The 26773-nt window shown below is 73.6% G+C and carries 24 protein-coding genes; 13 read left to right on the top strand and 11 right to left on the bottom strand.

Annotation, left to right across the window (positions count from 1 at the left end):
• Nucleotides 1–25: 25 nt before the first annotated feature.
• From FHX71_RS12605 to FHX71_RS12595, 3 genes are read right to left on the bottom strand one after another with little or no spacing between them, the layout of a single operon-like run.
• Nucleotides 26–3400, bottom strand: coding sequence for an ATP-binding protein (locus FHX71_RS12605; protein WP_182616711.1), 3375 nt, complete (start codon nt 3398–3400; stop codon nt 26–28).
• Nucleotides 3397–4074, bottom strand: a complete 678-nt coding sequence (locus FHX71_RS12600) for a DUF4194 domain-containing protein (RefSeq protein WP_182616709.1) — start codon at nt 4072–4074, stop codon at nt 3397–3399. The genes FHX71_RS12605 and FHX71_RS12600 overlap by 4 nt, the downstream gene beginning before the upstream one ends.
• Nucleotides 4067–5566 carry a DUF3375 domain-containing protein gene (locus tag FHX71_RS12595; RefSeq protein ID WP_182616707.1) on the bottom strand — a complete coding sequence of 500 codons (1500 nt, stop codon included), beginning with the start codon at nt 5564–5566 and terminating at the stop codon, nt 4067–4069. Before FHX71_RS12595 ends, FHX71_RS12600 begins: the two co-directional genes overlap by 8 nt.
• A gap of 109 nt (nt 5567–5675) precedes the next feature.
• Between FHX71_RS12595 and FHX71_RS12590 the strand changes: the two genes are divergently transcribed.
• The 3 genes from FHX71_RS12590 to FHX71_RS12580 are packed head-to-tail and all read left to right on the top strand — an operon-like array spanning nt 5676 to nt 9686.
• Complete coding sequence (locus FHX71_RS12590) at nt 5676–6497, top strand: ABC transporter ATP-binding protein (RefSeq protein WP_182616705.1); 822 nt, start codon at nt 5676–5678, stop codon at nt 6495–6497.
• Nucleotides 6498–6529: 32 nt separating this feature from the next.
• Nucleotides 6530–7555, top strand: a complete 1026-nt coding sequence (locus FHX71_RS12585) for an ABC transporter substrate-binding protein (protein WP_182616703.1) — start codon at nt 6530–6532, stop codon at nt 7553–7555.
• 4 nt (nt 7556–7559) lie between these two features.
• Nucleotides 7560–9686: an iron ABC transporter permease gene (locus FHX71_RS12580; protein ID WP_182616701.1), complete on the top strand. Its 2127-nt coding sequence runs from the start codon at nt 7560–7562 to the stop codon at nt 9684–9686.
• A 4-nt stretch (nt 9687–9690) separates the two neighbouring features.
• On the opposite strand, the gene FHX71_RS12575 is transcribed toward FHX71_RS12580, so the two are convergent.
• Nucleotides 9691–10524 carry a class I SAM-dependent methyltransferase gene (locus FHX71_RS12575; RefSeq protein WP_182616699.1) on the bottom strand — a complete coding sequence of 278 codons (834 nt, stop codon included), beginning with the start codon at nt 10522–10524 and terminating at the stop codon, nt 9691–9693.
• A gap of 180 nt (nt 10525–10704) precedes the next feature.
• Here FHX71_RS12575 and FHX71_RS12570 point away from each other — a divergent pair, with 180 nt between their 5' ends.
• Nucleotides 10705–11586: an LLM class F420-dependent oxidoreductase gene (locus tag FHX71_RS12570; protein WP_182616697.1), complete on the top strand. Its 882-nt coding sequence runs from the start codon at nt 10705–10707 to the stop codon at nt 11584–11586.
• A gap of 54 nt (nt 11587–11640) precedes the next feature.
• Here the strand turns inward: FHX71_RS12570 and FHX71_RS12565 are convergent, their stop codons facing one another.
• The gene (locus FHX71_RS12565) at nt 11641–12504 is read right to left on the bottom strand and encodes a UbiA family prenyltransferase (RefSeq protein ID WP_182616695.1); all 864 of its coding nucleotides are present in this window, start codon (nt 12502–12504) and stop codon (nt 11641–11643) included.
• A gap of 67 nt (nt 12505–12571) precedes the next feature.
• Here FHX71_RS12565 and FHX71_RS12560 point away from each other — a divergent pair, with 67 nt between their 5' ends.
• The 7 genes from FHX71_RS12560 to FHX71_RS12530 all read left to right on the top strand — a co-directional run bounded on the left by FHX71_RS12560 (nt 12572) and on the right by FHX71_RS12530 (nt 18507).
• Nucleotides 12572–13669 carry a type III polyketide synthase gene (locus FHX71_RS12560; RefSeq protein ID WP_182616693.1) on the top strand — a complete coding sequence of 366 codons (1098 nt, stop codon included), beginning with the start codon at nt 12572–12574 and terminating at the stop codon, nt 13667–13669.
• A 1-nt stretch (nt 13670) separates the two neighbouring features.
• Nucleotides 13671–14198 (top strand): isoprenylcysteine carboxyl methyltransferase family protein, encoded by a 528-nt coding sequence (locus FHX71_RS12555; protein ID WP_182616691.1) that lies wholly within the window; start codon nt 13671–13673, stop codon nt 14196–14198.
• Nucleotides 14199–14203: 5 nt separating this feature from the next.
• Nucleotides 14204–15298 (top strand): NAD(P)/FAD-dependent oxidoreductase, encoded by a 1095-nt coding sequence (locus FHX71_RS12550; RefSeq protein ID WP_182616689.1) that lies wholly within the window; start codon nt 14204–14206, stop codon nt 15296–15298.
• Nucleotides 15299–15404: 106 nt separating this feature from the next.
• On the top strand, nt 15405–15935 hold the full coding sequence (locus tag FHX71_RS12545) for a YlcI/YnfO family protein (protein ID WP_182616687.1): 531 nt from the start codon (nt 15405–15407) through the stop codon (nt 15933–15935).
• 107 nt (nt 15936–16042) lie between these two features.
• The gene (locus tag FHX71_RS12540; protein WP_182616685.1) at nt 16043–16882 is read left to right on the top strand and encodes a DUF4097 family beta strand repeat-containing protein; all 840 of its coding nucleotides are present in this window, start codon (nt 16043–16045) and stop codon (nt 16880–16882) included.
• Between the two features lie 33 nt (nt 16883–16915).
• The gene (locus FHX71_RS12535; protein WP_182616682.1) at nt 16916–17746 is read left to right on the top strand and encodes an ABC transporter ATP-binding protein; all 831 of its coding nucleotides are present in this window, start codon (nt 16916–16918) and stop codon (nt 17744–17746) included.
• Nucleotides 17743–18507: an ABC transporter permease gene (locus tag FHX71_RS12530; protein ID WP_182616680.1), complete on the top strand. Its 765-nt coding sequence runs from the start codon at nt 17743–17745 to the stop codon at nt 18505–18507. Before FHX71_RS12535 ends, FHX71_RS12530 begins: the two co-directional genes overlap by 4 nt.
• 117 nt (nt 18508–18624) lie before the next feature.
• Here the strand turns inward: FHX71_RS12530 and FHX71_RS12525 are convergent, their stop codons facing one another.
• Nucleotides 18625–19344, bottom strand: coding sequence for an ABC transporter permease (locus FHX71_RS12525; protein ID WP_182616678.1), 720 nt, complete (start codon nt 19342–19344; stop codon nt 18625–18627).
• Nucleotides 19345–19398: 54 nt separating this feature from the next.
• On the bottom strand, nt 19399–20298 hold the full coding sequence (locus FHX71_RS12520) for an ABC transporter ATP-binding protein (RefSeq protein ID WP_182616676.1): 900 nt from the start codon (nt 20296–20298) through the stop codon (nt 19399–19401).
• Nucleotides 20299–20461: 163 nt separating this feature from the next.
• Between FHX71_RS12520 and FHX71_RS12515 the strand changes: the two genes are divergently transcribed.
• Complete coding sequence (locus FHX71_RS12515; RefSeq protein WP_182616673.1) at nt 20462–21643, top strand: sensor histidine kinase; 1182 nt, start codon at nt 20462–20464, stop codon at nt 21641–21643.
• Here the strand turns inward: FHX71_RS12515 and FHX71_RS12510 are convergent.
• Genes FHX71_RS12510 through FHX71_RS12500 form a run of 3 tightly spaced genes read right to left on the bottom strand, consistent with a single transcriptional unit; the run spans nt 21588 to nt 24467 of the window.
• The gene (locus tag FHX71_RS12510) at nt 21588–22790 is read right to left on the bottom strand and encodes a GDSL-type esterase/lipase family protein (RefSeq protein WP_246402544.1); all 1203 of its coding nucleotides are present in this window, start codon (nt 22788–22790) and stop codon (nt 21588–21590) included. The two genes, FHX71_RS12515 and FHX71_RS12510, sit on opposite strands and share 56 nt — an antisense overlap.
• The gene (locus tag FHX71_RS12505) at nt 22787–23374 is read right to left on the bottom strand and encodes a TetR/AcrR family transcriptional regulator (protein ID WP_182616671.1); all 588 of its coding nucleotides are present in this window, start codon (nt 23372–23374) and stop codon (nt 22787–22789) included. Before FHX71_RS12505 ends, FHX71_RS12510 begins: the two co-directional genes overlap by 4 nt.
• 31 nt (nt 23375–23405) lie before the next feature.
• A complete protein-coding gene (locus FHX71_RS12500; protein ID WP_182616669.1) occupies nt 23406–24467 on the bottom strand; it encodes a DUF418 domain-containing protein in 1062 nt (353 codons plus the stop codon).
• Between the two features lie 257 nt (nt 24468–24724).
• Here FHX71_RS12500 and FHX71_RS12495 point away from each other — a divergent pair, with 257 nt between their 5' ends.
• Entirely contained in the window at nt 24725–25933 is a 1209-nt protein-coding gene (locus FHX71_RS12495) for a TerC family protein (RefSeq protein ID WP_182616667.1), read from the top strand.
• Between the two features lie 7 nt (nt 25934–25940).
• Here the strand turns inward: FHX71_RS12495 and FHX71_RS12490 are convergent, their stop codons facing one another.
• A complete protein-coding gene (locus FHX71_RS12490) occupies nt 25941–26753 on the bottom strand; it encodes a formate/nitrite transporter family protein (RefSeq protein ID WP_182616665.1) in 813 nt (270 codons plus the stop codon).
• Nucleotides 26754–26773 lie beyond the last annotated feature (20 nt).

The raw sequence follows: 26773 nt of genomic DNA, 5'->3' as shown, positions 1-26773 counted from the left end.
CGGCCCGCCCCGGACGAGGCGCCGGCTACACCGGCGCCCCGTCCGGCACCGGCGCCTCGTCCGGCAACCCCACCGTGAGCTGCGTGAACGACTTGCCGCTCGTGTCCTTGAGCACGATGTACCCCGCGTCGACGTGCGGCTCGATGCCGCTGTGCTTGTCGTTGGGCGCGCCGATGATGAGCTGGAAACCGAGCCCGCGCCAGGCGTTGATCGCCCGCCCCGTGAAGTGGGCGTCAGCCTTGATCAGCGCCTCGTCGAGGAAGACCGGCGCGTACCGGGGCCGCTCGGCCCCGGCGTCGCCGAGCTGGTAGCGCAGCGCCGCGCCGACGATGAACGCCACGAGCTCCTGCGACTCGCCGCCGGACTTCTCGCCGATGTGGTCGTAGACCGCGACGTGCGCGCCGTCCTTGGTGAGCTTCTCGGCGCTGATCCGCACGTGGTTGCGCACGTCGATCAGGTCGTGGAACTCCGGGGCGGTGCGGCGCACGCGGTCGACCACCTTGGCCATGCGGGTGTACGCCCGCTGGCGGTCCGTGTCGCTGACGGCGCTCGCGATCGCCTCGCGTACGCCCCGCAGGTCGGCGCGGAACCGGGACCGCACCGGGGATGCGGTGTCGCGCAGCTCGATGTGCAGCTTGTGCTGCGCGTCGGAGAAGTCGAGGCCGTCGAGGATGCGGTTGACCGGGTCGATGCGGTCGCGGATCTCGCGCACGGCCGTCGAGATGTCGCTGTCGAGCTTGGTCAGGTCCGCCCCGGACAGCCGCAGCAGGCTGTCGCGCCACTCCGACTCCAGCTCGTGCAGCCCGTTCTTCTCCAGGTCGGTCAGGAACCGCTCGTAGTCGTCGTACGACGTGTCCGGGTCGACGCCGAGGTTCGGGTTGGGCCACCGCTCCTTGAACGTCTCGAAGACGGTGTGCAGGGCGTCCCGGCCCCGGCCGACGGCGGCCTGCGCCTCGGCCTGGTCCTCGCGGACCCGGGCCGTGGCCCGTTCCAGCGCGGCGTCGAACCGCTCGACGACCTGGGCGGGGGAGCCCTCCGTGCCCTCCGCGCCCGGGAACAGCGCCCCCAGGTACTCGCGGTGCTCGGGGGCCACCTGCGTGCCGTCGTCCTCGGCCGTGTCCAGCGTGCGCTGCGCGGTGTCGACGGCGTCGGCGGTGCGCTCCCAGGCCGCCTCCAGGTCGCCGGCGCGCGACTTGGCGACGCCGCTCTCCTCGGTCAGCCGCGTGACCCGGTCCTCCAGGGTGCCGAGCTCGCGCCGCAGCCGCCCGATCTCCGGGTTGTCGGAGGTGACCTCCTCGACGATCGCCGTCCAGCGGGCCAGCTCGGTGCGCAGGGCCCCGAGGTCGACCTGCTCCCAGGCCAGGTCGGCGATCTTCTCGTACGCGCCGCGCTGCCTCTCGAACGAGTCGAGGCCCGCCTCCGCCGTCTCCAGCGCGGCCTCGGCCTCGGCGTGCGCCGCCTCGGCGTCGGCGACGGCGGCCTGCAGCTCCCGCAGGCGGCGCGCGTTGGAGAAGCCGAGCACGTTGGTCACGCCGCGCCCGCCGTGGGCGCCGCGTCCGCCGTCCGACGTCTGGCCGGCCAGCGTCACCGCCTTGCGGTGCAGGGCGAACTGCGCGGGGGAGTCGATGCAGACGTAGCCGAAGCGGTCGGCGAGCTCCTGCTTGAGCCAGCCCGTGAACGGCGTCGGCCGGTGGTCCAGGCGCGCGGGCAGGGTGCGGTCCTCGACGGCCACCTCGTCGCGGCGCCCGGTGGGCACGCCCCGGAACCGGATGCGGCGCGCGGTGGGCACGGAGTTGATCGCCGTGCGGAACGCCTTGAGGTGCGCCACGTCGATCAGCATCTCGGTCGCGAAGCCGCCGAGCGCCAGATTGAACGCGTCGCGCCACGGCTCGAACTCGGTGCGCACCTCGATGAGCTCGCCCACGAACGGCAGCTCGTCGGGGGACAGGCCCGCTGCCTCGGCCAGCGCGGTACGCGCGCGGTGCAGGTCGGTCGGGATGTTGTCCTTGCGCGCGGTGACGGTCCGCAGCTCCGCGCGCAGGTTCTCCAAGGCCTCCGTGGCGGCCTTCTCGGCCAGGGTTGCCTCGGTGAACCGGCGCCGCGCGGCCGCGCGGGCGTCCGTGTCGTTCAGGGTGCGGTGCGCCTGCTCGACGACGGCGTCGAAGCCGGCGGCGTCCGACACCTCGGCGCCGACGTCGGACAGCAGGGCGTCGAAGCGGGCGCGGGCCGCGGCGACGGGCTCGACCCGCGCCTCCAGCCGGTCCACCTCCTCCTGCGCCTTCTTCAGCCGGTCGCCGCCGGCCGCGCCGAGCAGGTCGCGGGCGGCGTCCCGCTCCAGCTTGGCCGCCGAGACCCGGGCGGCGAGCTCCGTCGACTCGTCCCGGGCGCGGGCGCGCCGGCGCTGGAGGTCGGCCTCCGAGGCGCGCAGCAGGTCCAGCCGCCGGCCCGCCAGCCACAGCGCGGCCGGGGACGCCGGGTCCGAGAACTGCCCGGCGGCGTCGATCAGGCGCAGCCGTTCGACGGCGCCGTCGACGGCGGCACGGTGCTCGCGGACGGGCCGCAGCGCGCGGACCTGCTGCCGCGCGGTGACCATCCGGTCACGCGTGGCGGACAGCTCGTCGAACTGTTGCACCGCGCCGTCGGCCGTGGCGAACGTCGAGGGCTCCTCCAGCACCATCGTCTTGTAGAGGGCGTCGACGGTGGTGATCTGCTGCCCGGCCTGGATACGGCCGAGCAGGCCCACGGCCTTGTGCCCGTCGCCCCCGGCGCCGATGCCGAGCGCGGTGTGCAGCCGGGCGGTGTAGTCCCGGTCGGTGTCGAAGCAGGTCAGCCCCGTGCGGGTCACGGCCCGGCGGTCGAACCGGTGCCGGGCCGCCTCCTCCAGGCCGGTCAGGTCGAACGGACCGTCGTACGTGCCGCGCACCGCGATCACGTTCTCCAGCGTCCGGGCCGACGACGGCACGTACCAGGCGCGCACGGCCGTGAACGTGGCGCCGCCCTGGTCCACCCAGGTCATCGCGATGGCGGACCAGGTGTCCTCCTTCTCGCCGCGCAGCACCCGGACCCGGGTCTCGCCGTCGACCCGCTTCTCGTCGAGCTTGCCGCGCGCGTAGGACAGGATGTTGCGCTGCTCCTTGCCGCGCGGCTTGCCGGTCACACCGCCGTTGGACGCGCCGTTGAAGGGCGTGGTGTGTGGCATGAGCAGCGCGATGTAGGAGTCCATCAGCGTGGACTTGCCCGACCCGGAGCCGCCGCTGAACAGCGTGGCGCCGGGGGACAGGTGCACGTGGTGGTGCCCGTGGTAGCCGCCCCAGTTCACGAGCTGCAGGGTCCGGGCCACCCACTGCTGCCCGGTCGACGTGGCCGGGACGAGTCCCCAGAGCGTCTCGATCATGCTCACGAACGGGTCTCCTTGCTTCCTGCGAGCTTGTCCCCGGCGAGCCAGCGCGTGAGCTCGGCGAGCCGGTTGTTGTCGAGCACGACCTCCACGAGCGGGGTGATGCGGTAGCGGCCCGTCGACTCCTCGTCGATCAGGCCCTCGGACGCCAGCCGGCCGACGGCGTCGCGGATCTCGCGCTGCGGGCGCGACAGGTTGTTGTCGTCCAGGTCGAAGAACGTCAGCACGCCCTGCTCGATGTCCTCCAGGTCGATCCGCGCGGACGTCTCGCCCGAGCTCGCCTCGTGCTGGTACACGGTGCGCAGGTGGACCAGCACGAGCGTCTCGACCCGGTTGTAGGGGTCGTCGCGCAGGAGGATCGGCACGTCCACCTCGCCCGAGCGCACCTGCTGCTTGTACGCGATGCCGCGGTCGTGGTCCACGACGAGCCGCACGAACAGGTCGTGCAGGCGCGACTCGATCACCGACTGGTGCTCCAGGAGCGTCTTCCACTGCGCGCGGTTCTTCTCCGCCGTCAGGAAGCGGCGCTGCAGCAGGCGGACCAGCACCCGCCGGACCTCCGGGTCGAGCAGCCCGCGGTCGCCCGCGAAGAGCTCGGTCTGGTCGTCCTCCATGGGCGCGGGCTCGATGAAGCCCGCCTCGTCCGTCCCCACCTCGTCAGCCACCGTCTCAGTCATCCGTCGTCCCGCCCTCGTCCTCGTGCTCGTCCCTCATCGCCACCCCGCCGAACGCGAAGCGCCGCCGCGTCCCGTCCGGCCGCACCGCCTCGACGGTCACCACCTCGTCCGTCTCGACCATCCCGTGCCGGTGCGCGATCTCCAGCAGGCCCAGCAGGTCGACGGGCCGCCGCATCCGCTCGGGCGCCGACCGGAACGCCGCGCCGACGTCGACGGTCCCGTCGTCCTCGCGCGGCCTCCCCGCGAGGTGCTTCTCCAGGTCGGCGTAGTGCGGGCCGCCCCAGGCCCGGGAGTCGTCGTCGGGCACCGCGCCCATCTCCCACGCCTCCAGCGGTGTCGGCGGTGCGGGCGGGCGCAGGCCGTCCGCCTTCTGGCGCAGGTGCCCGACGTCGGCCACGGGCAGGCGCCGCATCGGCTCGACCGGCTGCTTGTGCCGCGACGTCGGCATCCACCGCTGGAACCCGGACATCACGTCGCGCAGCAGCCCGTCCACCTCCCGGTCGCGCAGCGGGTCGTGGTTGCGGATCTGCGTGGTGATGACGTGCGAGGCCGTCTGCTGCGCGTGCAGCACCTCCCGCACCCCTCGCTCGATGCGCCGCGCGATCTCGTGCAGCTCGCGGCGCTGGGCCGCGGGGAGCTGCTCGGCGAACGGGTGCCCGAGGATCAGCCGCAGGTTGCCGGCGAGCTGGTCGATGTGCTCGGCGCGGCCGATCAGCGCGAGCGCCCCCGCGAAGGCGCGGCCCTCGCGCGTGGACTCCATGATGTCCTTGCCGCGCGCCAGGTACTCGCGCAGCACCTCGCCCGTGGGGCGCACGTCCTGCCGCAGGTCGGTGACGACGTCGCGCTGGACCTGCTTGATCGACTCGACCACGCGCGCGAAGTCGGCGGGCAGCTCACGCGCCAGGTGCAGCACGTTCTCCGCCTCCTCCAGGAGCTGGTCGTCGCCCACGGGCTCGACGGCGCCGGTGCGCTCCAGCCGATCGACCTCGGCCGTGCGCTCCTTGATCTCGGCGTCGAGCCGCGCGATCCGGGACAGCACGTCGGGGTCGGCGTCCTGCGCGAGCTCCTCGACGGCGTCGAGCAGGGTCCGCACGCGCGACTCGGAGACCCGGGTGCGGGCGCCGCCGACGCGGCCCGCGACCTCCAGGGCGCCGACGCCGTGCGCGGAGACCTGGTAGACCTCGACGCCGTCCTGCACGTGGCGCTTGAGCCAGCCCGACCGCACCCACCCGCGACACAGGTCGCGCGAGCTGCCGACGGGCAGGGGCGCGTTGCCCTCCTCGCCGTACCCGGCCGCGCGCAGGCGGCCGAGCGCCGCGTCGATCTCGGCGTGCGCGTCGGCCACGGGCACCTGCGACCGCTGCGCGGTGAACACCAGGGCCAGCATGGTCACGACGAACGGCGCGTACGTCCCGTGGAGCAGGTCCAGCATCGGGTTCTTGAACGCTCGGAGCGCACCTTCGTACGCTCCCTCCACGGTGGCTGTGCTCATCGCCGACCAGGGTACGTGGACAGTCCGACATCGACCGGCCCGTGGGGCAGCGGGTGAGGAATGAGACAGCCACCGGAGCACTCCGGACATAAGGTTAGGCTTACCTCTCGTGACCGCCCCAACCGCCCTCCGTGGTGACGACCTCGTGCTGGGTTATCAGCGCACCACCGTGGTGCACGGTGTCGCCGTGCACCTGCCGCCGGGCGTCGTGACCGCGCTCGTCGGCCCCAACGGGTCCGGCAAGTCGACCGTGCTGCGCTCGCTGGCACGGCTGCACCCGGTGCAGCAGGGCACCGTCAGCCTCGGGGCCACGCCCGACGACGCCGTCGACGTGGCGCCGCTGTCGGCACGCGAGTTCGCCCGCCAGGTCACGCTGCTCGCCCAGTCCCGCCCGCACCCCGCCGGGCTGGAGGTGCGCGACGTCGTCGCCTTCGGCCGGCACCCGCACCGCCGCCGGTTCGCCCCGCTGACCGACGCCGACCACGCCGCGATCGACCGCGCCATGGACATCACCGGCGTGACCGCCATGGCCCGCCGCGGCGTCGACCAGCTCTCCGGCGGCGAGGTGCAGCGCGTCTCGCTGGCCACCTGCCTGGCGCAGGAGACCGGCGTCGTGCTGCTGGACGAACCCACCAACCACCTCGACCTGCGCTACCAGGTCGAGACGCTCGACCTCGTGCGCGACCTCGCCGAGGAGCACGGCACCGCCGTCGGCATCGTGCTGCACGACCTGGACCACGCCGCGTCGGTCGCCGACGCCGTCGTGCTGCTGCACCAGGGCCGCGTGCTCGCGGCCGGCCCGCCCGCGCAGGTGCTCACCGCCGAGCACCTCTCGCTGGCCTACGGCCTGCCGATCGACGTCAGCACCGACCCCGACACCGGCCGGGTGCGCGTGCACCCGCGCGGCCGTCACCACGGCCGGACCCGCTGACCTCTGAACATGTCACTAACCTGAGGAGACCCATGTCCCCCCGTATCAAGGCGACCCTGGCCGGCGCCGCGCTGATCCTGCCGCTCGCGCTGTCCGCGTGCGGCACCACCGACCCCGGCGCGGCCGCGTCGTCCGCGCCCACCGGCGCCGCCTCGGGCGACTGCGCCGACGTCACGACGTCGACCGAGCCCGTCACGGTGACCGACTCGTTCGACCGCACGGTCGAGCTCGACAAGCCGGCCGAGCGGGTCGCGGTGCTGGAGTGGCAGCAGGTCGAGGACGTGCTCAGCCTGTGCGTCGCCCCGGTCGCCGTGGCCGACGTCGCGGGCTACACCACCTGGAACGACGCCGAGGAGCTGCCTGAGGGCGTGGCCGACGTCGGCACGCGCGGCGAGCCGAACCTCGACGCCCTGTACGCGACGGACCCCGACCTGGTCATCATCGAGGCCTACACGCCCGACGACGAGATCATCGCCAAGCTCGAGGCCTACGACGTGCCGGTGCTCGCCACCAAGGGCGCCGACGCCGCCGACCCGATCGCGACCATGCTCGACACCTTCGACATCATCGCGCAGGCCACCGGCCGCACCGAGCGCGCGGCCGTCGTCACCGACGAGTTCGAGCAGCACCTGGCCGACGCCAGGGCGCAGGTCACCGAGGCCGCCCCGGAGACCACCGACTTCGTGTACTTCGACGGCTGGGTCGACGGCGGCAACGTCTCCATCCGCCCGTTCGGCCAGGGCTCGCTGGTCGGCGAGCTCGGCGAGGAGCTGGGCCTGACCAACGCCTGGACCGGCGAGGTCGACCCCGCCTACGGCCTGGGCCAGTCCGACATCGAGGGCATGACCGACGTCGGCGACGCGACCCTGCTGTACACGGGCACCAAGGAGGGCGAGGACGACTGGACCACCGAGCTCACCAAGAACGACGTCTGGGCCAACCTGCCCGCCGTCACCGAGGACCGCGCGCACGCGTTCCCGGAGCACACCTGGACGTTCGGCGGCCCCCGCTCGGCCGAGAAGATCGTCGACGCGTACGTCGACGTGTTCACGAACTGACGCCATGACCGCCACGCAGTCGCCGGCCACGGCGGACACCCTGCCCCAGGCCCCCGCCTCCCGCCCCGTCACCTGGGCGACCGGCGGGGCCGCCCTGGTGGCGCTCGCTCTGGCCGTGCTCGTCGTCGGTGCCTGGCACCTGACGCAGGGCACGTCCGGCGTCGGGCTCGGCGACCTGCTGCGCCTGCTCACCGGGCAGGACACCGGCGACTCGTCGGCGGTCCGCGACATCCTCGTCGGCTCACGCCTGCCGCGCCTCGCGGCGGGCGTGGCCGTCGGGTTCGCCCTCGGCGTCGCCGGGGCCCTGTTCCAGTCGATCGCCCGCAACGCGCTGGCCTCGCCGGACACGCTCGCCGTGACGGCGGGCTCCTACCTCGCGGTCGTCGTCGTGGCCGCGTTCGGGCTCACCGTGCCCCTGTGGGCCTCCGGCGCCGTGGCCTTCTCGGGCGGCATCGCCGCCGCCGGGCTCGTGCTCGGGCTGGCCGGCGGCGCCGGGTCGTCGTCCACGCGCCTCGTGCTCGCGGGCTCCGCCGTCGCGCTCGCGCTCCAGGCCGCCACCTCGGCGCTGCTCATCCTCTTCCAGACCGAGACCACCGGGCTGTTCGCGTGGGGCAGCGGCTCCCTGAGCCAGCTCAACCTCACGGCGTTCTGGCGGGCGCTGCCCGTCATCCTGCTCGCCACCCTCGGCGGCCTGCTCGTCTCCCGGCGCCTGGACGTGCTCGGCCTCGGCGACGACACCGCCGGGGCGCTCGGCGTACCCGTCCGCTCGACCCGCACCGTCGGCGTGCTGCTCGCGGTGCTGCTCACCGCGGCCGCCGTGACGCTGGCCGGACCCCTCGGGTTCGTCGGCCTCGCCGCGCCCGTCGTCGCCCGGCTCCTGGCCCGCGTGGTCCCCGCGCTGCACCGGCACGCCATCCTGCTGCCCGCCTCCGGCCTGCTCGGCGCGCTCGTCGTGGTGCTCGCCGACGCCGTCATCCGCGCCCTGCTCGGCGCCGAGGAGGCGCTCGCCGTCCCCACCGGCGTCGCGACGACGCTCGCCGGCGCCGTCATCATGGTGCTGCTCGCCCGGCGCCTGCGCGACGCCGGACCGTCCCGCCGGCCCCCGGCCGCGGGCACCGGACCCCGCAGCACGCGCCGCTTCGTCCTGGTGCTCACCGTGTGCGCCGCCCTCGCGGTCGGGGTCGCCCTGCTCGGCCTGCTCGCCGGGTCCACCTGGCTGCGCACCGGCGACATCGCCCTCTGGCTGAACGACCAGGGGCCGGCCATCGTCCGGTTCGCGCTCGACGAGCGCGCGCCACGCGTGCTGGCCGCCGTCGTCGCCGGGGCGGCCCTGGCCCTGGCCGGGACGATGGTGCAGGCCACGGCCCGCAACCCGCTCGCCGAGCCCGCCATCCTCGGCATCACCGGCGGCGCGGGCCTCGGCGCCGTCATCGTCGTCACCGCCGTGGCCGGGACCGCCTGGGGCAACGGGATCGCCGCGAGCAACGGCGCCATGCTCGTCGCCGCCGTCATCGGCGGCCTGCTCGCCTTCGCCGCCGTCTACCTGCTCGCCTGGCGCGGCGGCCTGCACGCCGACCGGCTCGTGCTGATCGGTATCGGCCTCGGCTACCTGACCACCGCCCTGACCACCTTCCTGCTGCTGCGTTCCGACCCCTGGAACACGCCGCGCATCTACACCTGGCTGTCCGGCACCACCTACGGGCGCAGCTTCGAGCAGGTGCTGCCCGTCCTGGTGACGCTGGCGCTCGCGGTGCCGCTCGCCGTCGTCGTGCGGCGCGAGCTGGACCTGCTCGCGCTCGACGACGACACCCCGCGCCTCGTGGGCGTCCGGCTGGAGCGCAGCCGGCTGATCGTGCTCGCCGTGGCGGCCGTGCTCGCGGCCACGAGCGTGACCGCCGTCGGCGTCGTGGGGTTCGTCGGCCTGGTCGCGCCGCACGCCGCGCGCGCCCTGGTGGGCGGCCGGCACGCGCGCGTGCTGCCGGTCGCGATGCTGCTGGGCGCCGTGCTCCTGGGCCTGGCCGACACCCTCGGACGGACCGTCATCGCCCCGGCCCAGCTCCCGGCCGGCCTGGCCGTCGCACTGCTCGGGGCGCCGTACTTCATCTGGCTGCTGTCGCGCTCCCGGGCGTGACGGGTCAGGCCCGCCGCGCCGTGAACAGCAGATACTCCCAGTCCATGGCGCCGTCGACGCGCTGGAACCGCGCGGCCAGGTCCAGGAGGGCGCCGTCGAGCTCCGTGGTGCGGGCGGTGTCGCCCTCGACGTTGCGATAGACCGCGATGGTCGGGCCGTACACGGCCTTGAAGAACTCGCGGAACTCCCGGCCCGTGGCGAACCGGGTCACAGGCAGCCCCCGCACCTCGGCGTGCACGTCGGTGACCTGGTCGCCGAACAGCGCGCGCACGTGCTCCTCGTCGCCCCACAGCGGCGGGGGCTGCGCGCCGGGCGGGGGAGCGGGGGCGTACGGCCTCATCGCGGCGAACATCTGCCCGATGAACCCCGACGGCGTCCAGGAGGCCAGCCCGATCGTGCCGCCGGGGCGCGTCACGCGGACCAGCTCGTCCGCGGCCCGCTGGTGGAACGGCGCGAACATGACGCCGACGCAGGACAGCACGATGTCGAACGCGCCGTCGTCGTAGGGCAGCGCGTGCGCGTCGCCCTCGGCCCACGTGAGGTCGGCGCCGCTGGCCGCCGCGGCGATCCGCCCGGCGTCGAACAGCTCGGGCGTGAGGTCGGACGCGACGACGCGGGCCCCCGCGAGTGCGGCGGGGATGGCGGCGTTGCCGGAGCCCGCCCCGACGTCGAGCACGCGGTCGCCGGGCTCGACGCCTGCGGCCTCGACCAGCGCCGGGCCCAGCTCCGGGATCACCTCCGTGGCGACCGCCGGGTAGTCGCCGAGCGCCCACAGGGCGCGGTGCTTGGCGCCGACGGCGGTCAGGACCTCGGGCGGGACGTCGGCGGTGTCGCTCATTGCTGTGCTCCTCGGCTCGCGCCGTCGCTGGTGCCCCCGCGGCTCCAGTCAACGCCCGGCCCGGGGCGGCCACCACGCGGGGCGCGAACCTCACCCGGTCCCGATCTTGACTGGTCCGGACCCGTCTGTCAGGACCCGACGACCATGTCAGAGCATGACAAGCGATGCTAGTGTCGAGTCATGGATCTTGGGCTGCACTACTTCACGTTCACCCACCCGGAGTGGGAGACCACCCTGGCCGACCGCCTCACCGAGACCGCGCAGGTCGCCGACGAGGGCGGCGTCAACCTCTTCACCGTGATGGACCACTGGTTCCAGATGCTCAACGCCGGCGGGCCGTACGAGCCGATGCTGGAGGGGTACACCTCGCTGGGCTACCTCGCCGGCGTGACCAAGAACGTCCGGCTGAGCCTGCTGGTCACGGGCGTCACCTACCGGCACCCGGGCCTCCTGGCCAAGACCGTCTCCACGCTGGACGTGCTCTCGCGCGGCCGCGGCATGCTCGGCATCGGGGCGGCCTGGTACGACCGCGAGCACGTGGGCCTGGGCGTCCCGTTCCCGCCGACGGCGGAGCGCTTCGAGCGCCTGGAGGAGACGCTCCAGGTCTGCCGCCAGATGTGGTCGGAGAACGACGGCGCCTTCGAGGGCAAGCACTACCAGCTCGCGGAGACGATCAACCTGCCGCAGCCGCCGCGCGGCACCGTGCCCGTGATGATCGGGGGCGGCGGCGAGAAGAAGACGCTGCGGCTCGTGGCGCAGTACGGCCAGGCGTGCAACCTGTTCGGCGCGCCCGGCGACGAGGCGTTGGAGACGGTCGCGCACAAGCTGGACGTGCTGCGCGAGCACTGCGACCGCCTGGGCGCCGACTACGACGCGATCGAGAAGACGATGCTCTACCAGGGCGCCGAGAACACCGACCCCGACGCGTTCCTCAAGGACATGGAGCGGTACGCGAAGTTGGGCATCTCGCTCGTCGCCCTGATGCCGACGCCGTACGAGAACCCGGTCCCGTGGGCGACCAGGCTGGTCGAGGACGTCGTGCCGCGGCTGAGCGAGATCTGAGGATCGGGCTGCACGGGCGGCCCGGGCGCCGAGCGGTCTCGGCGCCCGGGCTTCTCACGCCCCCGGAACGACGGCGAAGTCTCCGGCGGACAGGCCCAGCAGCACCACGCACACCACCGCGACGCCCATGCTCAGGCCGAACGGCGCCCTGCTCCGCGGCCGGGCCACGGACACGACGCCGGCCGCGACAGCCAGGACCACCGCGACGGCGCCGCCGACCCAGGCCGCGGGCGTCGGGGGACCGGCGGGTCCGGCGACGACGACGGCGACCGCGACCGTCAGGAGCGCGGGCGCCAGCACGCCGGACGCCCGGCGGCCGAGCCGGTGGGGCAGGCCCCGGACGCCGGTGGCGGCGTCGTCCTCCAGGTCGGGCAGCGTGTTGGCGACGTGCGCGCCCGTGCCGAGCAGCGCGGCCGCCGCGACCGCCCAGACGGCCGGGACGCGCGGGCCGGGTGCCGCGAGCACGACGAAGACCGCGAGCAGCCCGAACGACAGCGCGTAGGGCAGCCAGGACCAGGCGGTCGACTTGAGCCGCGCGTTGTACGCCCACGCCCCGGCCACCGCGACGAGGTGGGCGGCCCCCGCGACGACGCCGACGGCCAGCGAGGCGACGACGCAGACGGCCAGCGCCCCGAACGCCGCGCCGCGCAGCACCCGCGGGGTGACGAGGCCCGCCACCACGGGTTTGTCGGCACGGTGCACGGCCAGGTCGCGGGGCGCGTCGATCCAGTCGTTGGACCAGCCGACGGAGAGCTGGCCGGTGCCGACGGCCACCGTGACCAGCGTGACGACGGCCGCGCCGGAGCCGAGCGCCGCGGAGAGCGCGCAGGCCAGGGCGGTCACGACGAGGGCCGGGGCGGCGTGGCTCGCGAGCACGAGCCCGCGGGCCAGGCGGCGTGCGTCGGGGCCGGTCGTCATGGGCGGCACGCTAGTCCTGGTGGGTCCTCCCCGCGCGGGTGGGCGTTTCGTGGGTCACGATGCTGACATGTCGCGTGTCCTGTCGGTCGAGGCGGTCCTGCCTCGCCACTCGTACGCCCAGGAGACGATCACCGCGGCCGTGGCGCCGCTGGTCGCACGCGACCCGGCCCGGGCCGCGGTGCTGCGGCGGCTGCACCGGAGCGCCGGGGTGGACGAGCGGCACCTGGTGCTCCCGCTGGAGGAGTACGCGGGCCTGCAGTCGATGGGCGCCACCAACGCCGTCTTCGTGCGGGAGGGCACGCTGCTGGCCGAGGAGGCGTGCCGGCGGGCGCTGGCCGCGGCCGGGGTCGAGCCGGGCGAGGTGGACCACGTGTTCGCGACGTCGGTGACGGGCGTGGCGGCGCCGTCGCTGGACGTGCTGCTGTCCGAGCGGCTCGGCCTGCGCGGGGACGTGCGCCGCACGCCGTCGTTCGGCCTGGGCTGCGCGGGCGGCGCCGGCGGGCTGGGGCGCGTGCACGACCACCTGCTGGGCCACCCGGGCGACGTGTCGCTGCTGGTCGCGGTCGAGCTGTGCTCCCTGACCCTGCAGCACGGCGACGACTCCGCGGCCAACATGGTGGCGTCGGGGCTGTTCGGGGACGGCGCGGCGGCCGTGGTCGTCGCGGGCGCCGACCACCCGCTGGCGCGGGCGGACGCCGCCGGCCCCGGGCGCGCGCGGCGCACCGCCCGGGTGGTCGACACCCGCTCGGCGCTGTACCCCGGCACCACCGACGCGCTGGGCTGGGAGGTGCGCGACACGGGGTTCGCGATCGTGCTCTCCGCCGACCTGCCGGACCTGCTGGGCGCGCACCTGCTCGCGGACGTGAAGGGACTGCTCGCCGAGCACGGCCTGACGCCGGCCGACGTGCCGGCCTGGGTGGTGCACGCGGGCGGGCCGCGCGTGATCGACGCCGTGCGGGACGCCCTCGGCCTGGCCGAGGACGACGTCCGCGAGAGCCGGGCGAGCCTCGCGGGCGCGGGCAACCTGTCGTCGGTGTCCGTGCTCGACGTGCTGGCCCGGACCCTCGACGGCTCCGGCGCCCCGGCCGGTGCGCCGGCCGTGCTCATGGCGTTCGGCCCGGGTGTCTCGTGCGAGCTGGTGCTGTTGCGGCTGGAAGGAAGCTGACGTGCTCGGGTTCTACATCGCCCTCGTGGCCGCCACCGGGGTCGAGCGCCTCGCCGAGCTGGTGGTCTCCGCGCGGAACGCCCGGTGGTCGTTCGAGCGCGGCGGCGTCGAGTCCGGCCGGGGGCACTTCCCGGCGATGGTGGCCCTGCACACCGGGCTGCTGGTGGCGTGCGTCGCCGAGGCGGTGCTCGCCGACCGCCCGTTCCTGCCCTGGCTCGGCTGGCCCATGCTCGCGCTCGTGCTCGCGAGCCAGGCCCTGCGCTGGTGGTGCGTGACCACCCTGGGCCACCGGTGGAACACCCGCATCATCGTGGTGCCGGGGCTGCCGCTGGTCTCCGGCGGCCCCTACCGGTGGTTCCGCCACCCCAACTACGTGGCGGTGGTGGTCGAGGGGATCGCGCTCCCGCTGGTGCACTCCTGCTGGGTGACGGCGCTCGTGTTCACCGTGCTGAACGCGGTCCTTCTGGCGCGGTTCCGCATCCCGGCCGAGGAGCGTGCGCTCCGTCAGGCCGTGCCCGGGACCCGGTGAGCCGGATGGGCGGGCGCGCCACGGACACGGACGTCCTGGTCGTGGGCGCCGGACCGGTGGGCCTGGCGGCGGCGACCCGCGCGCGGGCCGCCGGGCTCGACGTGCTGGTCCTCGACCGGCGGGCGGGCACCCTCGACAAGGCCTGCGGCGAGGGCCTGCTCCCGGGTGCGCTGCGGGCCGTGCGGGACCTCGGCGCCGACCCACCGGGTCAGCCGCTCACGGGGATCAGCTACCGGGCGCCCGGGCGGCACGCCGACCACAGGTTCGTGGCCGGGCCCGGCCGCGGCGTGCGGCGCACCGCGCTGCACGCGGCCCTGCGGGCGCGCGCGGCCGACGTCGGCGCCGACCTCGCCCACGGCCGGGTCACGGCCCTGCGGCAGGACGCCGAAGGGGTCGACGTCGAGCTGGTGCCCGGGAGCCGGGACGCCGCCCGGCACCCCGAGACGCTGCGGGCCCGCTGGGTGCTCGGGTGCGACGGCCTGCACTCCACGGTCCGCCGGCTGGCGGGGCTCGACGTGCGCCCCGGACGGGGCGGCGACCGGCCGTCGCGCAGCCGGTTCGGCCTGCGCCGGCACTTCCTGGTCGCGCCGTGGACCGACCTCGTCGAGGTGCACTGGTCGCCGCACGCCGAGGCCTACGTGACGCCGGTGGCCGCCGACGTCGTCGGGGTGGCGCTGCTCGCGCCCCGCACGGTGTCCGGGGCGGGGTTCGACACCCTGCTGCGCACGCAGTTCCCGGAGCTCGCCGCCCGGCTGGGCGACGCGGAGGCCGGGCCGCTGCTCGGCGCGGGCCCGCTGCGGTGCCGGTCGCTGCGCCGCACGGCCGGCCGGGTGCGGCTCGTGGGCGACGCGTCGGGCTACGTCGACGCCCTCACGGGGGAGGGGGTGCGCGTGGGCCTGGCCCAGGCCGACGCCGCCGTCCGGCACCTGGGCGACGCCGCCGCGTACGAGCGGGCGTGGCGCACCGCGACGCGCGACTACCGCGCGCTCACCACGGGCCTGGTCGCGTGGGCGTCGAGCCCGGCGCGGGGCGCCATCGTGCCCGCCGCCGCGCGGCTGCCGTGGCTCTACGGCGCGGTCGTGGAGCGGCTGGCGCGCTGAGCCGGGGCACCGCCGGGACCTGCGGAGACACCGCGGCGTCAAACTGGTGTCATCTGGTGGCGCCAAACCACTTGCGGTGACACCACAGTGGTGCCATGCTGGTGCCATGGACCTGAACCGATACGCCGAGGAGCTGCAGCGCCAGCTCGCCACGGCCGCAGCCGCCGGCGGTGACGACGCCCGCGAGCTCGCGAGCCGGCTGACCGCCCCGCTCGACGCCGCCGCGCGCCTCGTCCTGCTCAACGCCCTGTCCGACGCGGCGGGGGAGATCTCCGCCGAGCTCGCCCCGGGCTCGGTCGACGTGCGGCTGCGCGGCGGCTCCCCGGAGTTCGTCGTCACCGTCCCCGCCGCTCCCGCCCCGGCGGCGGAACCGGCCGCCGCGGCGTCCGCGCAGGCCACCGCACCGGCGTCGGGCCCCGTGGACGGTGAGGCGAACGCCACCACCCGTACCACGCTCCGCCTGCCGGACCACCTCAAGACGCAGGCCGAGACGGCCGCCGCCCGCGACGGCGTCTCGGTCAACACCTGGCTGGTGCGGGCGGTCGCCGCCGCGATCGAGCGGCCCGCCGGCCGCCCGGCCGCACCGCCCGGCCCCGACCAGCGCGTCAACAGCCGCGTGACGGGCTGGGTGCGCTGACCGCTCGCGCGACCTCGCGCCGCGGCACCACTCGCCCGGACACGTGACACCACACCGACACCACAGACTGCACCAGCAGCGCCCGACCTCATCCTTGGAGCCTTGCCATGCCCACTTTCCCCGCCCCCCACCCCGTTCCCGTCGTCGTCGACGTGCCGTTCGGCAACCTGCACGTCGTCGCGGGCGAGCGGGACGACGTCGTCGTCACCGTGCTGCCCACCGACAAGAAGTCCGGCAGCGTGCGCGCCGCCGAGGAGATCCGCGTCGAGCGTGACGGCGACGCCGTCACGATCACCTACCCGAACTCGTGGAAGCAGTACGTGCTGCCGTTCGCGGCCGGCACCGCCGACATCACGGTCGAGCTGCCCGCCGGGTCCGAGCTGCGCGGCAAGACCGGCTCGCTGTACGCCGAGGGCGCCCTCGCGTCCGTCGACATGACGCTGTCGTCCGGCAACGTGACCCTGGACGACGTCGACCGCGTCAACCTCAAGGTCTCCGCCGGCGCGGTCTCCGTGCGCCGGACCACGGGCCCCGGCGAGATCAAGGTGAGCGCCGGCTCCGTGCGCGTCGACGAGGTCGCGGGCGACATGACGATCCGCGCCAGCAACGGCGCCACCACGGTCGGCTCCGTGACCGGCACCCTCCAGGTGCACGGCGCGCACGCCGACATCACCGTGAGCCGGCTGCACGGCACGCTCACCGCCAAGTCCGCCCACGCGGGCATCCGGGTCAACAACCTGGAGTCCGGCAGCGCCACGCTCACCAACTCTTACGGCGGCATCGAGATCGGTGTGCCCGAGGGCGTCGCCGCGTACCTCGACGTCTCGTCCGAGCACGGCAGCGTCCGCAACCACCTGACCCCCACCGAGGGCCCGGTCGAGAACGAGTCGACCGCCGAGATCCACGCCAGCACCGGCTATGGCGACGTCGTCGTCCGCCGTCCCTGACGCCTACCCGACCCCAGAGAAGGAGAACCGGACATGACCACCGACCAGGCGCTCGCCCCCGCCATCCAGGTGCGCGGCATCGAGAAGTCGTTCAAGGAGCTGCACGTGCTGCGTGGCGTCGACCTCGACGTCGCCGCGGGCAGCATCTTCGCCCTGCTCGGCTCCAACGGCGCGGGCAAGACCACGCTCGTGCGCATCCTGTCGACGCTGCTCCGGGCCGACGCCGGCACCGCCACCGTGCACGGCCACGACGTCGCCGTAAACCCCGGCGACGTGCGCGAGTCCATCAGCCTGACCGGGCAGTTCGCCGCGGTCGACGAGATCCTCACCGGCCGGGAGAACCTCGTGCTCGTGGCGAGGCTGCGGCACCTGCCCGACCCGGGCGCCGTCGCCGACGACCTGCTGGCCCGCTTCTCGCTGACCGACGCCGGCGGACGCCGCGCAGGCACGTACTCCGGCGGCATGCGCCGCCGGCTCGACATCGCGATGAGCCTGATCGGCGACCCGCCGATCATCTTCCTCGACGAGCCCACCACCGGCCTGGACCCCCAGGCCCGGATCGAGGTGTGGCAGACCGTCAAGCAGCTCGCACAGGGCGGCACCACCGTGCTCCTGACCACGCAGTACCTCGACGAGGCCGAGCAGCTCGCCGACCGGATCGCGATCCTGCACCAGGGCACGATCATCCAGAACGGCACGCTGGCCGAGCTCAAGGCGCTCCTGCCGCCCGCGAAGGTCGAGTACGTGGAGAAGCAGCCCTCCCTCGAGGACGTCTTCCTCACCCTCGTCGGCGAGAACGGCACCCCCACGAACGAGACCCCCGGCACGACCAGCGGCGCCGCCGCAGGAAAGGAATCCCGATGACCTCCCACGTCCTGGGCGACACCGGTGTGCTCACCGGGCGCTCCCTGCGCCACATCCTGCGCAGCCCCGACACGATCATCACCACGGCCGTCACGCCGATCGCCCTGATGCTGCTGTTCGTCTACGTGCTGGGCGGCGCCATCAACACCGGCAGCGGCGAGTCGTACGTCAACTACATGCTGCCCGGCATCCTGCTCATCACCATCGCGTCCGGCATCGCCTACACGGCCTACCGGCTGTTCCTGGACATGCAGGGCGGCATCTTCGAGCGCTTCCAGTCCATGCCGATCGCGCGCTCCAGCGTGCTGTGGGCGCACGTGCTCACGTCCGTCGTGGCGAACCTGATCTCGGTGGCGGTCGTCATCGGCGTCGCGCTGCTGATGGGCTTCCGCACCGGCGCCTCGCTGCTCGACTGGCTCGCCGTGGCCGGCATCCTGGCCCTGTTCACCCTCGCCCTGACCTGGCTCGCCGTGATCGCCGGGCTCTCGGCCAAGACGGTCGACGGCGCGAGCGCCTTCAGCTACCCGCTGATCTTCCTGCCGTTCATCAGCTCGGCCTTCGTGCCCACCGAGACGATGCCGGGCCCGGTCGCCTGGTTCGCGGAGAACCAGCCGGTGACGTCGATCGTCGACACCATCCGGGCCCTGTTCGCCCAGCAGCCCGTCGGCAACGACATCTGGGTCGCGCTCGGCTGGCTGGTCGGCATCCTCGTGCTCGCCTACGCCCTGGCGATCGCCCGGTACCGCCGCAAGGTGAGCTGACCGCTGCCGGCGACACGCCGTCGGCAGGAGAAGACAGAGCGCCGCGCCGCCCGCCCCACCCCAGGGAGCGGACGGCGCGGCGCCGTCGTGCGCGGGCGACCGCCCGGAGGCAGGGCCTCAGCGCCGCGGCTCCCAGCGGAACATCCGCAGGGCGAGCGTGACCGCGACGACGACCCAGCCGAGGGTCGGGGCGAGGAGGAACAGCGAGTCGGCCAGCGGCACGCCGCCGTTCCAGGCGTTCACGATCAGCTCCGTGGCCGCGCCGCCGGGCAGCAGCCGCTTGAGCAGCGTGAGCTCCGTGGTGCCGGTGATCCCGACCCAGCTCGTCACGGCGACGACCCCGAGGCTCAGGGGCAGCGAGGTGACCTGGGCGTGCTCCGGGGAGTTGGTGATCCCGGCGGTCGCCAGCCCCAGGGCGAGCATCATGACGAACGTCGCGACGACGCCCAGCATCAGCAGCGGGATGTCGGCGGGGCCGCCGCTCAGCCCGGCGAACACGGCGAGGATCAGGCCCACCTGGGCCGCCGAGATGACGCTGATCGGCAGCACCAGGCCCGTCAGGATGGACGCGTCGGCGGCGGCCGTGGAGCGCAGGCGCTTGAGGAAGAGGTCCTGGCGGCGGGCGGCCAGGGTGGTCACGGTCGTGGCGTAGAGGCTGAACGCCGCGATGGTGAAGACGATGACGGCCCCGATGTAGCCGAGGCTGCCGATCTGCTCGAACGTCTCCCGGAACCGGATGAAGAAGATGCTGGCGGCCACGGGCATGATCAGGCTGGTGATCAGCACGGCACGGTTGCGGAAGATCTGGATCAGCTCGCTGCGTGCGATGGAGAGCATTGCGGTGGTGTCCGTTCTGCGATGCGGGGTGGTGGGGGTTCGGGTGGCCGTGGTTCAGGCGGCCGCGACGGGGTCGGCCTCGATGGCGCGGAACACGTCGTCGAGCCGGGTCGGTGCGGCGGACAGGCCGACCAGGTCGACCGAGTGCGCGTGCGCCCAGTCGAGGAGCTGCTTGAGGTCGGTCTGCAGGTCGAAGGTCTCGATCTGGTAGGACCCGTCGGCCAGCGGCGCGGCCTGCAGCAGCGGCGCGGGGGAGCCCGCCGGGAGCGAGAACCGGATGGCCGCCGGCAGGGTGCGGGTCAGCTCGGCGACCGTGCCCTCGTGGCGGAACGTGCCGTTGTGCATCAGGCCGATGCGGTCGGCGCGCTGCTGCGCCTCCTCCAGGTAGTGCGTGGTCAGCACGACCGTGGACCCGTCCTCGCGGAGCTGGTCGACGGCGTCCCACAGCGCGTCGCGGGACTGGATGTCCAGGCCGGTCGTCGGCTCGTCCAGGAAGACGAGCTCGGGCCGCCCGTACACGGCGGTGGAGAAGTCGAGCCGCCGCTTCTCGCCGCCGGAGAGCTGGGAGACGCGGGTGTCGGCCTTGCGGGTCAGGTCGACGATGCCCAGCACGCGGTCGACCGTGTCGGTGCGTCCGCTGAGCTTGCCGATGAGCCGGACCGACTCGGCGACGGTGAGGTCGGGGGAGAAGCCGCTCTCCTGGAGCATGATCCCCATCCGGGGACGCACGGCGCGGCGGTCGGAGGGGTCCTTGCCGAGCACGCGCACCGTGCCCGACGAGGCCTTGCGGTGTCCCTCGACGACCTCCAGCGTCGAGGTCTTCCCCGCCCCGTTGGTGCCCAGCAGCGCGTACAGCTCGCCCTGCTCCACCTGGAACGAGAGGTCCTTGACGGCGTGGAAGTCACCGTAGGTGACGTTCAGCCGGTCGATGTCGATGGCGGGGGTTGTCGTCATGCCCCCAAGAACACCGTGTTCCGCGGCCGCACAACAGTGTGCTGGCGTCAGGTCCGCGGCATGACATCCCGGGGCGGAACGTATGACGCAGCGTCACTGCTGCGCCGTCGTGCGGCGACCATACTGGGAGGGCCACTGTCGATCGACGAGAAGACCCACCTCCATGAACGCTGGATCTGCTCGCCCGGGGCGGCTCCCGGCGGCCCCCTGGTCGCCCGCCGCCACCCGGGTCTCGCGGCGGCGGTTCCGCGCGCTCAACCTCTCGATGATGCTGCCGCTGCTGATCGCGGTCGGCGTGTTCATGCTGATCCGCCAGGCGCAGACGCCGCTGGACGTCGTCGTCCTGGGGCTCGGGGTCGTCGCGGTGGTCGTGGCCTTCGAGCGATGGACGGTCGGCGAGATCAACCGCGTCGCGCTGCCGTGCCTCCTGGTCGCGGGCGCCGTCTGGCCCTACGGGGTGCTGGTGATCGACGGCGACCCGCAGGCCGCCTACTACGCGCTCGCCGTCGTGGCCGGCCTGAGCGTCGCGCAGCTGCCGCGCCACCGCGCCGTGCTGGCCGTCGGGATCGCCGTCTACGTGGCGGCGGTCGGCGCGCTGGGCATGGCCCGCGCCGCCGATCCCGGCGTGGACGAGCTGCTCGCGAACGTCGTCATCCCCACCGGGATCACCGTGGTGCTGATCGGCCTGATGTTCCCCAACAAGGGGTTCTACGACGTCATGGCCGAGCTGGAGGAGGCCCGCGAGCGCGACGCGGAGCTGGCGGTCGTCCGGGAGCGGATGCGGTTCGCGAGCGACCTGCACGACATCCAGGGCCACACCCTGCACGTGGTCAAGCTGAAGATCGCGCTGGCCCAGAAGCTGGTGCGCACCGACACGGAGCGCGTGGAGCAGGAGCTGCGCGAGATGTACACGCTGGTGGGCGACACCATCGCGCAGACCAAGGAGCTCGCCTACGGGCAGCGCAAGCTCAACCTGTCCGCGGAGCTGGAGAACGCGCGCAACCTCATGGAGGCGGCGGGCATGCGGGTGCGGGTCGACCGCCGCGGCGAGGTCGGCGCCCGGGCGATCGACCTCTCGGCGCAGGTGCTGCGGGAGACGACGACGAACATCCTGCGGCACTCGCGCGCCACGCTGGTGCGCATCGAGCTCGCCGAGGGCGGCATCACGGTCGTCAACGACGGCGCGGCCGACGACGGCCCGCCGGAGCTGCGCGGGCTCGCCGCCCTCGGCCGCCGGGTGGCGGACGACGGCGGCGAGCTGACCGCCCGGGTCGAGGACGGGCGGTTCGTCACCGCCGTGCGGTTCCCCGCGCCGTCGTCCGGCCGAACGGCCCCGTCCCGCTGAAGGCGTGCGCCGCGAACCGCTCGCCGATGATCCGGTGGGTCGCGGTGTCGGGGTGCAGCGCGTCGGGCAGGGGGTGGTCGACGGCGTCGTCCGCCCCGTACAGCGCGGTGCCGTCCAGGTAGTGCAGGTTCACGTCGTCGGCCCGGTGCTCGACGACGGACGCGAGCGCGTCGCGGATGACGCGCAGCGTGAGCTTGCCCTGCTGCTGCTCCTCGCTGCGGCCCGTGGCGACGAACCGCACCTGGTCGGTGCCGAGGCTCTCGGGGTCGACGGCGCCCGGGCCGGGCGTGTCCTCGTGGATGCCGCAGAAGATCGGCGAGACCAGCAGGAGCGGCGTGGTCGGGTGCCCGTCGCGGATGGTGTCGAGGAAGCCGTGCACGGCCGGCACGAAGGTGCGCAGCCGCATCCCGTCGAGGTTGACGACGTTGATGCCGAGCTTGACGCTGATCACGTCGGCGGGGGCGTCCCGGATCGTGCGGGCGACGAACGGGTCGACGAGCGCGTTGCCGCCGAGCCCGAGGTTGCGCAGGCTGACGTCGCCCAGGCGCGCGGCGACCGCGGGCCAGATCTGGGTCGGCGTGCTCGCGTTCGAGCCGTGGCTGATCGAGCTGCCGTGGTGCAGCCACACGGGGCGGTCCTGCTCCACGGGGGCGACCGGCTCGTCGGTGCGCAGCTCGATCAGCTCGACGGACTCGTTGTGCGGCAGCCAGACCTCGACCCGCTTCTCGCCGGCGGGCAGGCCGTCGAACGTCGTCGTGTGCGCGGAGCCCGGCAGGAACTCGGTGGCGCCGGTCTGCAGGTCGGCCAGCACGACGTCGCCGCCGTCGAGCGGGCTGCTCGCCACGGGGACGCCGTCGACCACCAGGTCGACGCTGCCCCGCGGACGGTCCGCGCCGCGGTAGGCGAGCCGCGACGGGTGGGTCACGACCGCGACGGTCCGCGCGGCCGTCGTCAGCTCCAGGCGGACGCCGGAGGGCTGCGCCTCCATCATGAGCAGGTGCGGGTCAGGGAACTGCGTGCGCGCCCACTGCGGCAGGCGGTGCGGGCGCAGGCCGCGCTCCGTGGTCTCGATCTCGGCGGCCCCGTGCACGAAGGCAGGGGTGAGCGGGGTGCTGAGCATGGTGTGCTCCTCGTTCTTGTCGTTCATGTGGTGGGGTTCGCCGGCTCGGTGGGCCAGGCGCGCAGGAGGGTGTCGAGCGCGCCGATCGTCCGGGCCCAGGACACGTCGGGCGCGGGCTCGCTGTGGTCGAAGCTGCCGGTGCGCTCCAGCGCGAGGAACCCGTTGATCGTGCTGCCGAGCAGGCGGGTCACGTGGACGCGTTCGCCCGGCGGGATGTCGTAGCCCCGCAGCACGGCGTCGGTGAGCGCGACGACCGACCGGGCGGCGTCGGACGCGACGACGGCGGGGCCGGCCCGGCGCTGGAGCGCCTGCCACCGGCCGGGCGCCTCGCGGGCGAACGACCGGTGGGCCTCGGCCAGCCCTTCGAGGGCGGGCCGGCCGGACCGGCCGGCTACTGCCTCGGCCACGCGGGCGGCCAGGTCGCCCAGGGCGAGCGCGTGCACGCCGTCCAGGAGGGCGGCGTGGTCGCGGACGTGCGAGTACAGGCTGGGCGTGGCGACGCCGAGACGCCGGGCGACCGCCGAGAGCGTGACCGTGTCCAGTCCGCTCTCGTCGGCCAGCGCCGCCGCCTCGGCGATCACCGAGCCAGGGGTCAGGGTGGTGCGGGCCATGAGGCCCAGCCTACACCCTTTAGGTTTTTGCCTACGAGGCTTCGGTTGCGGGAGCCGGCTCGACGACGCGGGCCCGACGTCGCATCGCCGCCGGACGCAGCCACGTCGCCGTCCGCCACAGCCACTCGACCGGGCCGTACACGAAGTGCTTCAGCCAGAGCCGGCTCAGCACCGACTGCACCACGATGAGCCCCAGGGCGAGGGCCACGACGGGCGCCGCGCTGGTCGTGTGCCCGAAGTCCACGACCTGCGCGACCAGCGCCACCACGACCGCCGCGCCCACGTAGTTGGTCAGCGCCATCCGGCCCAGCGGCTCGAAGAAGGCCGCGATCGCGCGGCGTGCGGGGGTGCGCCACAGCAGCGCCAGGCCCGTGGTGTAGAACACGGCCATGACCAGGCCCGCGACCGAGCCCGCCGTCGAGAACCGAGGGTCGCCGCTCGACGTCGTGAGCTGCCAGAACAGGGCCGGGCCCGTCAGCACGGCGGCGCTCGCGAACACGATCGCGACCGTCCTGCCCGAGGACTCCAGGGCGCGCGGCAGGCCGTACGCCGCCGCGCCCGCGCCGAGCAGGATCAGCCCGGGCACCGACGGCAGCCCGCCGCCGAAGGCCGCGTAGGCCACGACGGTCAGCACCGCGCCGCCGGCCAGCGTCACCCAGCGCGGCAGGAACGCGACGACGGGCAGCATCAGCAGGCCCACGATCCCGTACTCGATGAGCACGTTGCCCGGGTAGACGAGCATCAGCAGCCCGCCGATGACCGACAGCGCGACGAGGCGCCGCACCAGCACGAGCGCCGGCCGGGCCGAGCGGGCCCGGGCGCCGTCGAGCACGATCCAGAGGCTGATGCCGAACAGGAAGACGAAGATCGGCACGAACCGGGTCTGGACGGTGAGGTAGAGCGCGTCGAGCACCGGGTCCTGGATCGGTGCGCCGCCCTCCATCACGCGGGCCATGCCGAGGCGCGTGATGTCCACCGCGTTGACCAGCAGGATGCCGAGCACGGCGAACCCGCGCAGCGAGTCGAGGAACTGCCAGCGCGGCCGGGCGCCGGTCAGGGAGGGGGCCGCGGCTGCGGCGGCAGGAGCACTCATGGCAGCCATCCAAGCAACGGAGGCCCCTCGGCGTCGTCCGACCCCGAGACGATCTTCGGTGCGGGGGAGTAGGGGTGAACCCTGGGTGGGGGCCGGGCACAACCCGGGGTGCCCGGTCCATGCGTTTCGACGAGAACCCAGCGGCGCCGGAGGGGTAATCTCGGAGGCCTCTCGCCTCGTCCGGACATCAGCCACCTCGTTGCCCGAACCTGTCGCGGGCACCGGGTGGCCGGGTCCCTCGACCGAAAGCAGGCCGCATGGACGTCTCGCCCCTCGTCTGGACGCTCACGATCGCCGGGATCGTGCTGCTGCTCCTCTTCGACTACTTCTTCCATGTGCGCAAGGCGCACGTCCCCGAGCTCAGAGAAGCCGCGATCTGGTCCTCGGTCTACGTGGGGATCGCCCTGCTCTTCGGGGTCGGCGTGCTGGTGCTGGGTGGGGGCGCCGCCGGGTCGGAGTACTTCTCCGGCTACATCACCGAGAAGGCGCTGTCGGTCGACAACCTGTTCGTCTTCCTCATCATCATGACGAGCTTCCGCGTGCCGCGGGAGGACCAGCAGAAGGTGCTGCTGTTCGGCATCACGTTCTCCCTGGCGGCGCGCACCGGGTTCATCTTCCTCGGCGCCGCACTGATCAACTCGTTCGCCTGGGTGTTCTACATCTTCGGCCTGATCCTGCTGATCACGGCCGGCAACATGCTCAAGCCGGAGAGCTCGGAGTCGCGGCACGACGAGAACATCGCGGTGCGGGTCGCGCGCCGGCTGTTCCACACCAGCCCGGACTACGACGGCGACAAGCTGTTCACGATCCACGACGGCAAGCGGGCGCTGACCCCGATGCTGCTGGTCATGGTCGCGATCGGCGGCACCGACCTGCTGTTCGCGCTCGACTCGATCCCCGCGATCTTCGGCCTGACGCAGGACGTGTACATCGTGTTCACCGCCACCGCGTTCTCGCTCCTGGGCCTGCGCCAGCTCTACTTCCTGCTGGACGGCCTGCTCGACCGCCTGATCTACCTCTCGTACGGGCTGGCCATCATCCTGGCCTTCATCGGCGTCAAGCTGGTCCTCCACGCGCTGCACGAGAACAACGTGCCGTTCATCAACGGCGGCGAGCACGTGCCGGTCTTCGAGATCAGCACGGGCCTGTCGCTGACCGTCATCATCGGGGTGATCGTCGTGACCGTGGTCGCGTCCCTGTGGAGCAAGGCCGGGCGGGCGCAGACGGCGATCTCCAACGCCCGCCGCCACGCGACGGACTACCTGGACCTCGGCTACACGGCGGACCACAGCGAGCGCATCCGCGTCTACGCGGCGCTGTGCGAGGAGGAGACGACGATCAAGAACCTCGGTGAGAAGTACCGCCAGAAGGCCCGCGACGAGGAGGAGCTGATGGACCTCCTGCACCGGGCGCACGCCGAGCACGACGAGTCGGTGCGGCGTGCGGCCCGGGACGGGACGGCCTAGGAGACGCTCAGCGCAGCGCCCTTTCCGGGGACGTCCTGAGGTGCGTGCGATAGATCACGAGCCCGACGAACAACAGTCCTCCGACGAGATTGCCGAGCACGGTCGGCAGCTCGTTCCAGAGCAGGTAGTCGCCGATCGTGAAATCGCCGCCGAGCATGAGCCCGATCGGGAAGAGGAACATGTTGACGACGGAGTGCTCGAAACCCATGTAGAAGAACACCATGATGGGCATCCACATCGCGATGACCTTGCCCGGGAGGCTGTCGGACATCATGGCGCCGACGACGCCGGTCGAGACCATCCAGTTGCAGAGCACGCCGCGCACGAAAAGGGTGAGCATCCCGGCGGCTCCGTGCTCCGCATAACCCACGGTCCGCCCCTCACCGATCACGCCTATGGCCTGGCCGACCTCGCTCGGCGGGCTGGAGAAGCCATAGGTGAAGACGATTGCCATCAGTAGTGCGGTGGTCAGCGCCCCGGCGAAGTTCCCCAGGAAGACGAGTCCCCAGTTGCGGAGGACCGCCGCGCCCGTCACGCCGGGGCGCTTGTCCAGCCATGCGAGAGGAACGAGCGTGAACACGCCGGTCAGCAGGTCGAAGCCGAGCAGGTACAGCATGCAGAAGCCGACCGGGAAGAGGACGGCACCCACGAGCGGCTGGCCGGTCTGCACGCTGACGGTGACGGCGAAGGCGGCGGCCAGGGCGAGGATCGCGCCCGCCATGTAGGCGCGGATGAAGGTGTCGCGGGTGGACATCAGCGCCTTGGCCTGGCCGGCGTCGACCATCCGGATCGCGAAGTCCTTGGGGGCAACGTAGGACATGAGGGGGCTCCGTATCGGGG

It is taken from the genome of Promicromonospora sukumoe (assembly GCF_014137995.1).
GTDB lineage: Bacteria > Actinomycetota > Actinomycetes > Actinomycetales > Cellulomonadaceae > Promicromonospora > Promicromonospora sukumoe.
Note: the sequence above shows the minus strand (reverse complement) of the source record. Positions and strands in the feature narration are given on the sequence as shown.

Coding starts and splice junctions, on each gene's coding strand:
- FHX71_RS12600 (WP_182616709.1), bottom strand. CDS start 4,074: ATGACTGAGACGGTGGCTGACGAGGTGGGGACGGACGAGGCGGGCTTC.
- FHX71_RS12595 (WP_182616707.1), bottom strand. CDS start 5,566: ATGAGCACAGCCACCGTGGAGGGAGCGTACGAAGGTGCGCTCCGAGCG.
- FHX71_RS12585 (WP_182616703.1), top strand. CDS start 6,530: ATGTCCCCCCGTATCAAGGCGACCCTGGCCGGCGCCGCGCTGATCCTG.
- FHX71_RS12580 (WP_182616701.1), top strand. CDS start 7,560: ATGACCGCCACGCAGTCGCCGGCCACGGCGGACACCCTGCCCCAGGCC.
- FHX71_RS12575 (WP_182616699.1), bottom strand. CDS start 10,524: ATGAGCGACACCGCCGACGTCCCGCCCGAGGTCCTGACCGCCGTCGGC.
- FHX71_RS12570 (WP_182616697.1), top strand. CDS start 10,705: ATGGATCTTGGGCTGCACTACTTCACGTTCACCCACCCGGAGTGGGAG.
- FHX71_RS12565 (WP_182616695.1), bottom strand. CDS start 12,504: ATGACGACCGGCCCCGACGCACGCCGCCTGGCCCGCGGGCTCGTGCTC.
- FHX71_RS12560 (WP_182616693.1), top strand. CDS start 12,572: ATGTCGCGTGTCCTGTCGGTCGAGGCGGTCCTGCCTCGCCACTCGTAC.
- FHX71_RS12550 (WP_182616689.1), top strand. CDS start 14,204: ATGGGCGGGCGCGCCACGGACACGGACGTCCTGGTCGTGGGCGCCGGA.
- FHX71_RS12545 (WP_182616687.1), top strand. CDS start 15,405: ATGGACCTGAACCGATACGCCGAGGAGCTGCAGCGCCAGCTCGCCACG.
- FHX71_RS12540 (WP_182616685.1), top strand. CDS start 16,043: ATGCCCACTTTCCCCGCCCCCCACCCCGTTCCCGTCGTCGTCGACGTG.
- FHX71_RS12535 (WP_182616682.1), top strand. CDS start 16,916: ATGACCACCGACCAGGCGCTCGCCCCCGCCATCCAGGTGCGCGGCATC.
- FHX71_RS12530 (WP_182616680.1), top strand. CDS start 17,743: ATGACCTCCCACGTCCTGGGCGACACCGGTGTGCTCACCGGGCGCTCC.
- FHX71_RS12525 (WP_182616678.1), bottom strand. CDS start 19,344: ATGCTCTCCATCGCACGCAGCGAGCTGATCCAGATCTTCCGCAACCGT.
- FHX71_RS12520 (WP_182616676.1), bottom strand. CDS start 20,298: ATGACGACAACCCCCGCCATCGACATCGACCGGCTGAACGTCACCTAC.
- FHX71_RS12515 (WP_182616673.1), top strand. CDS start 20,462: ATGAACGCTGGATCTGCTCGCCCGGGGCGGCTCCCGGCGGCCCCCTGG.
- FHX71_RS12510 (WP_246402544.1), bottom strand. CDS start 22,790: ATGAACGACAAGAACGAGGAGCACACCATGCTCAGCACCCCGCTCACC.
- FHX71_RS12505 (WP_182616671.1), bottom strand. CDS start 23,374: ATGGCCCGCACCACCCTGACCCCTGGCTCGGTGATCGCCGAGGCGGCG.
- FHX71_RS12500 (WP_182616669.1), bottom strand. CDS start 24,467: ATGAGTGCTCCTGCCGCCGCAGCCGCGGCCCCCTCCCTGACCGGCGCC.
- FHX71_RS12495 (WP_182616667.1), top strand. CDS start 24,725: ATGGACGTCTCGCCCCTCGTCTGGACGCTCACGATCGCCGGGATCGTG.
- FHX71_RS12490 (WP_182616665.1), bottom strand. CDS start 26,753: ATGTCCTACGTTGCCCCCAAGGACTTCGCGATCCGGATGGTCGACGCC.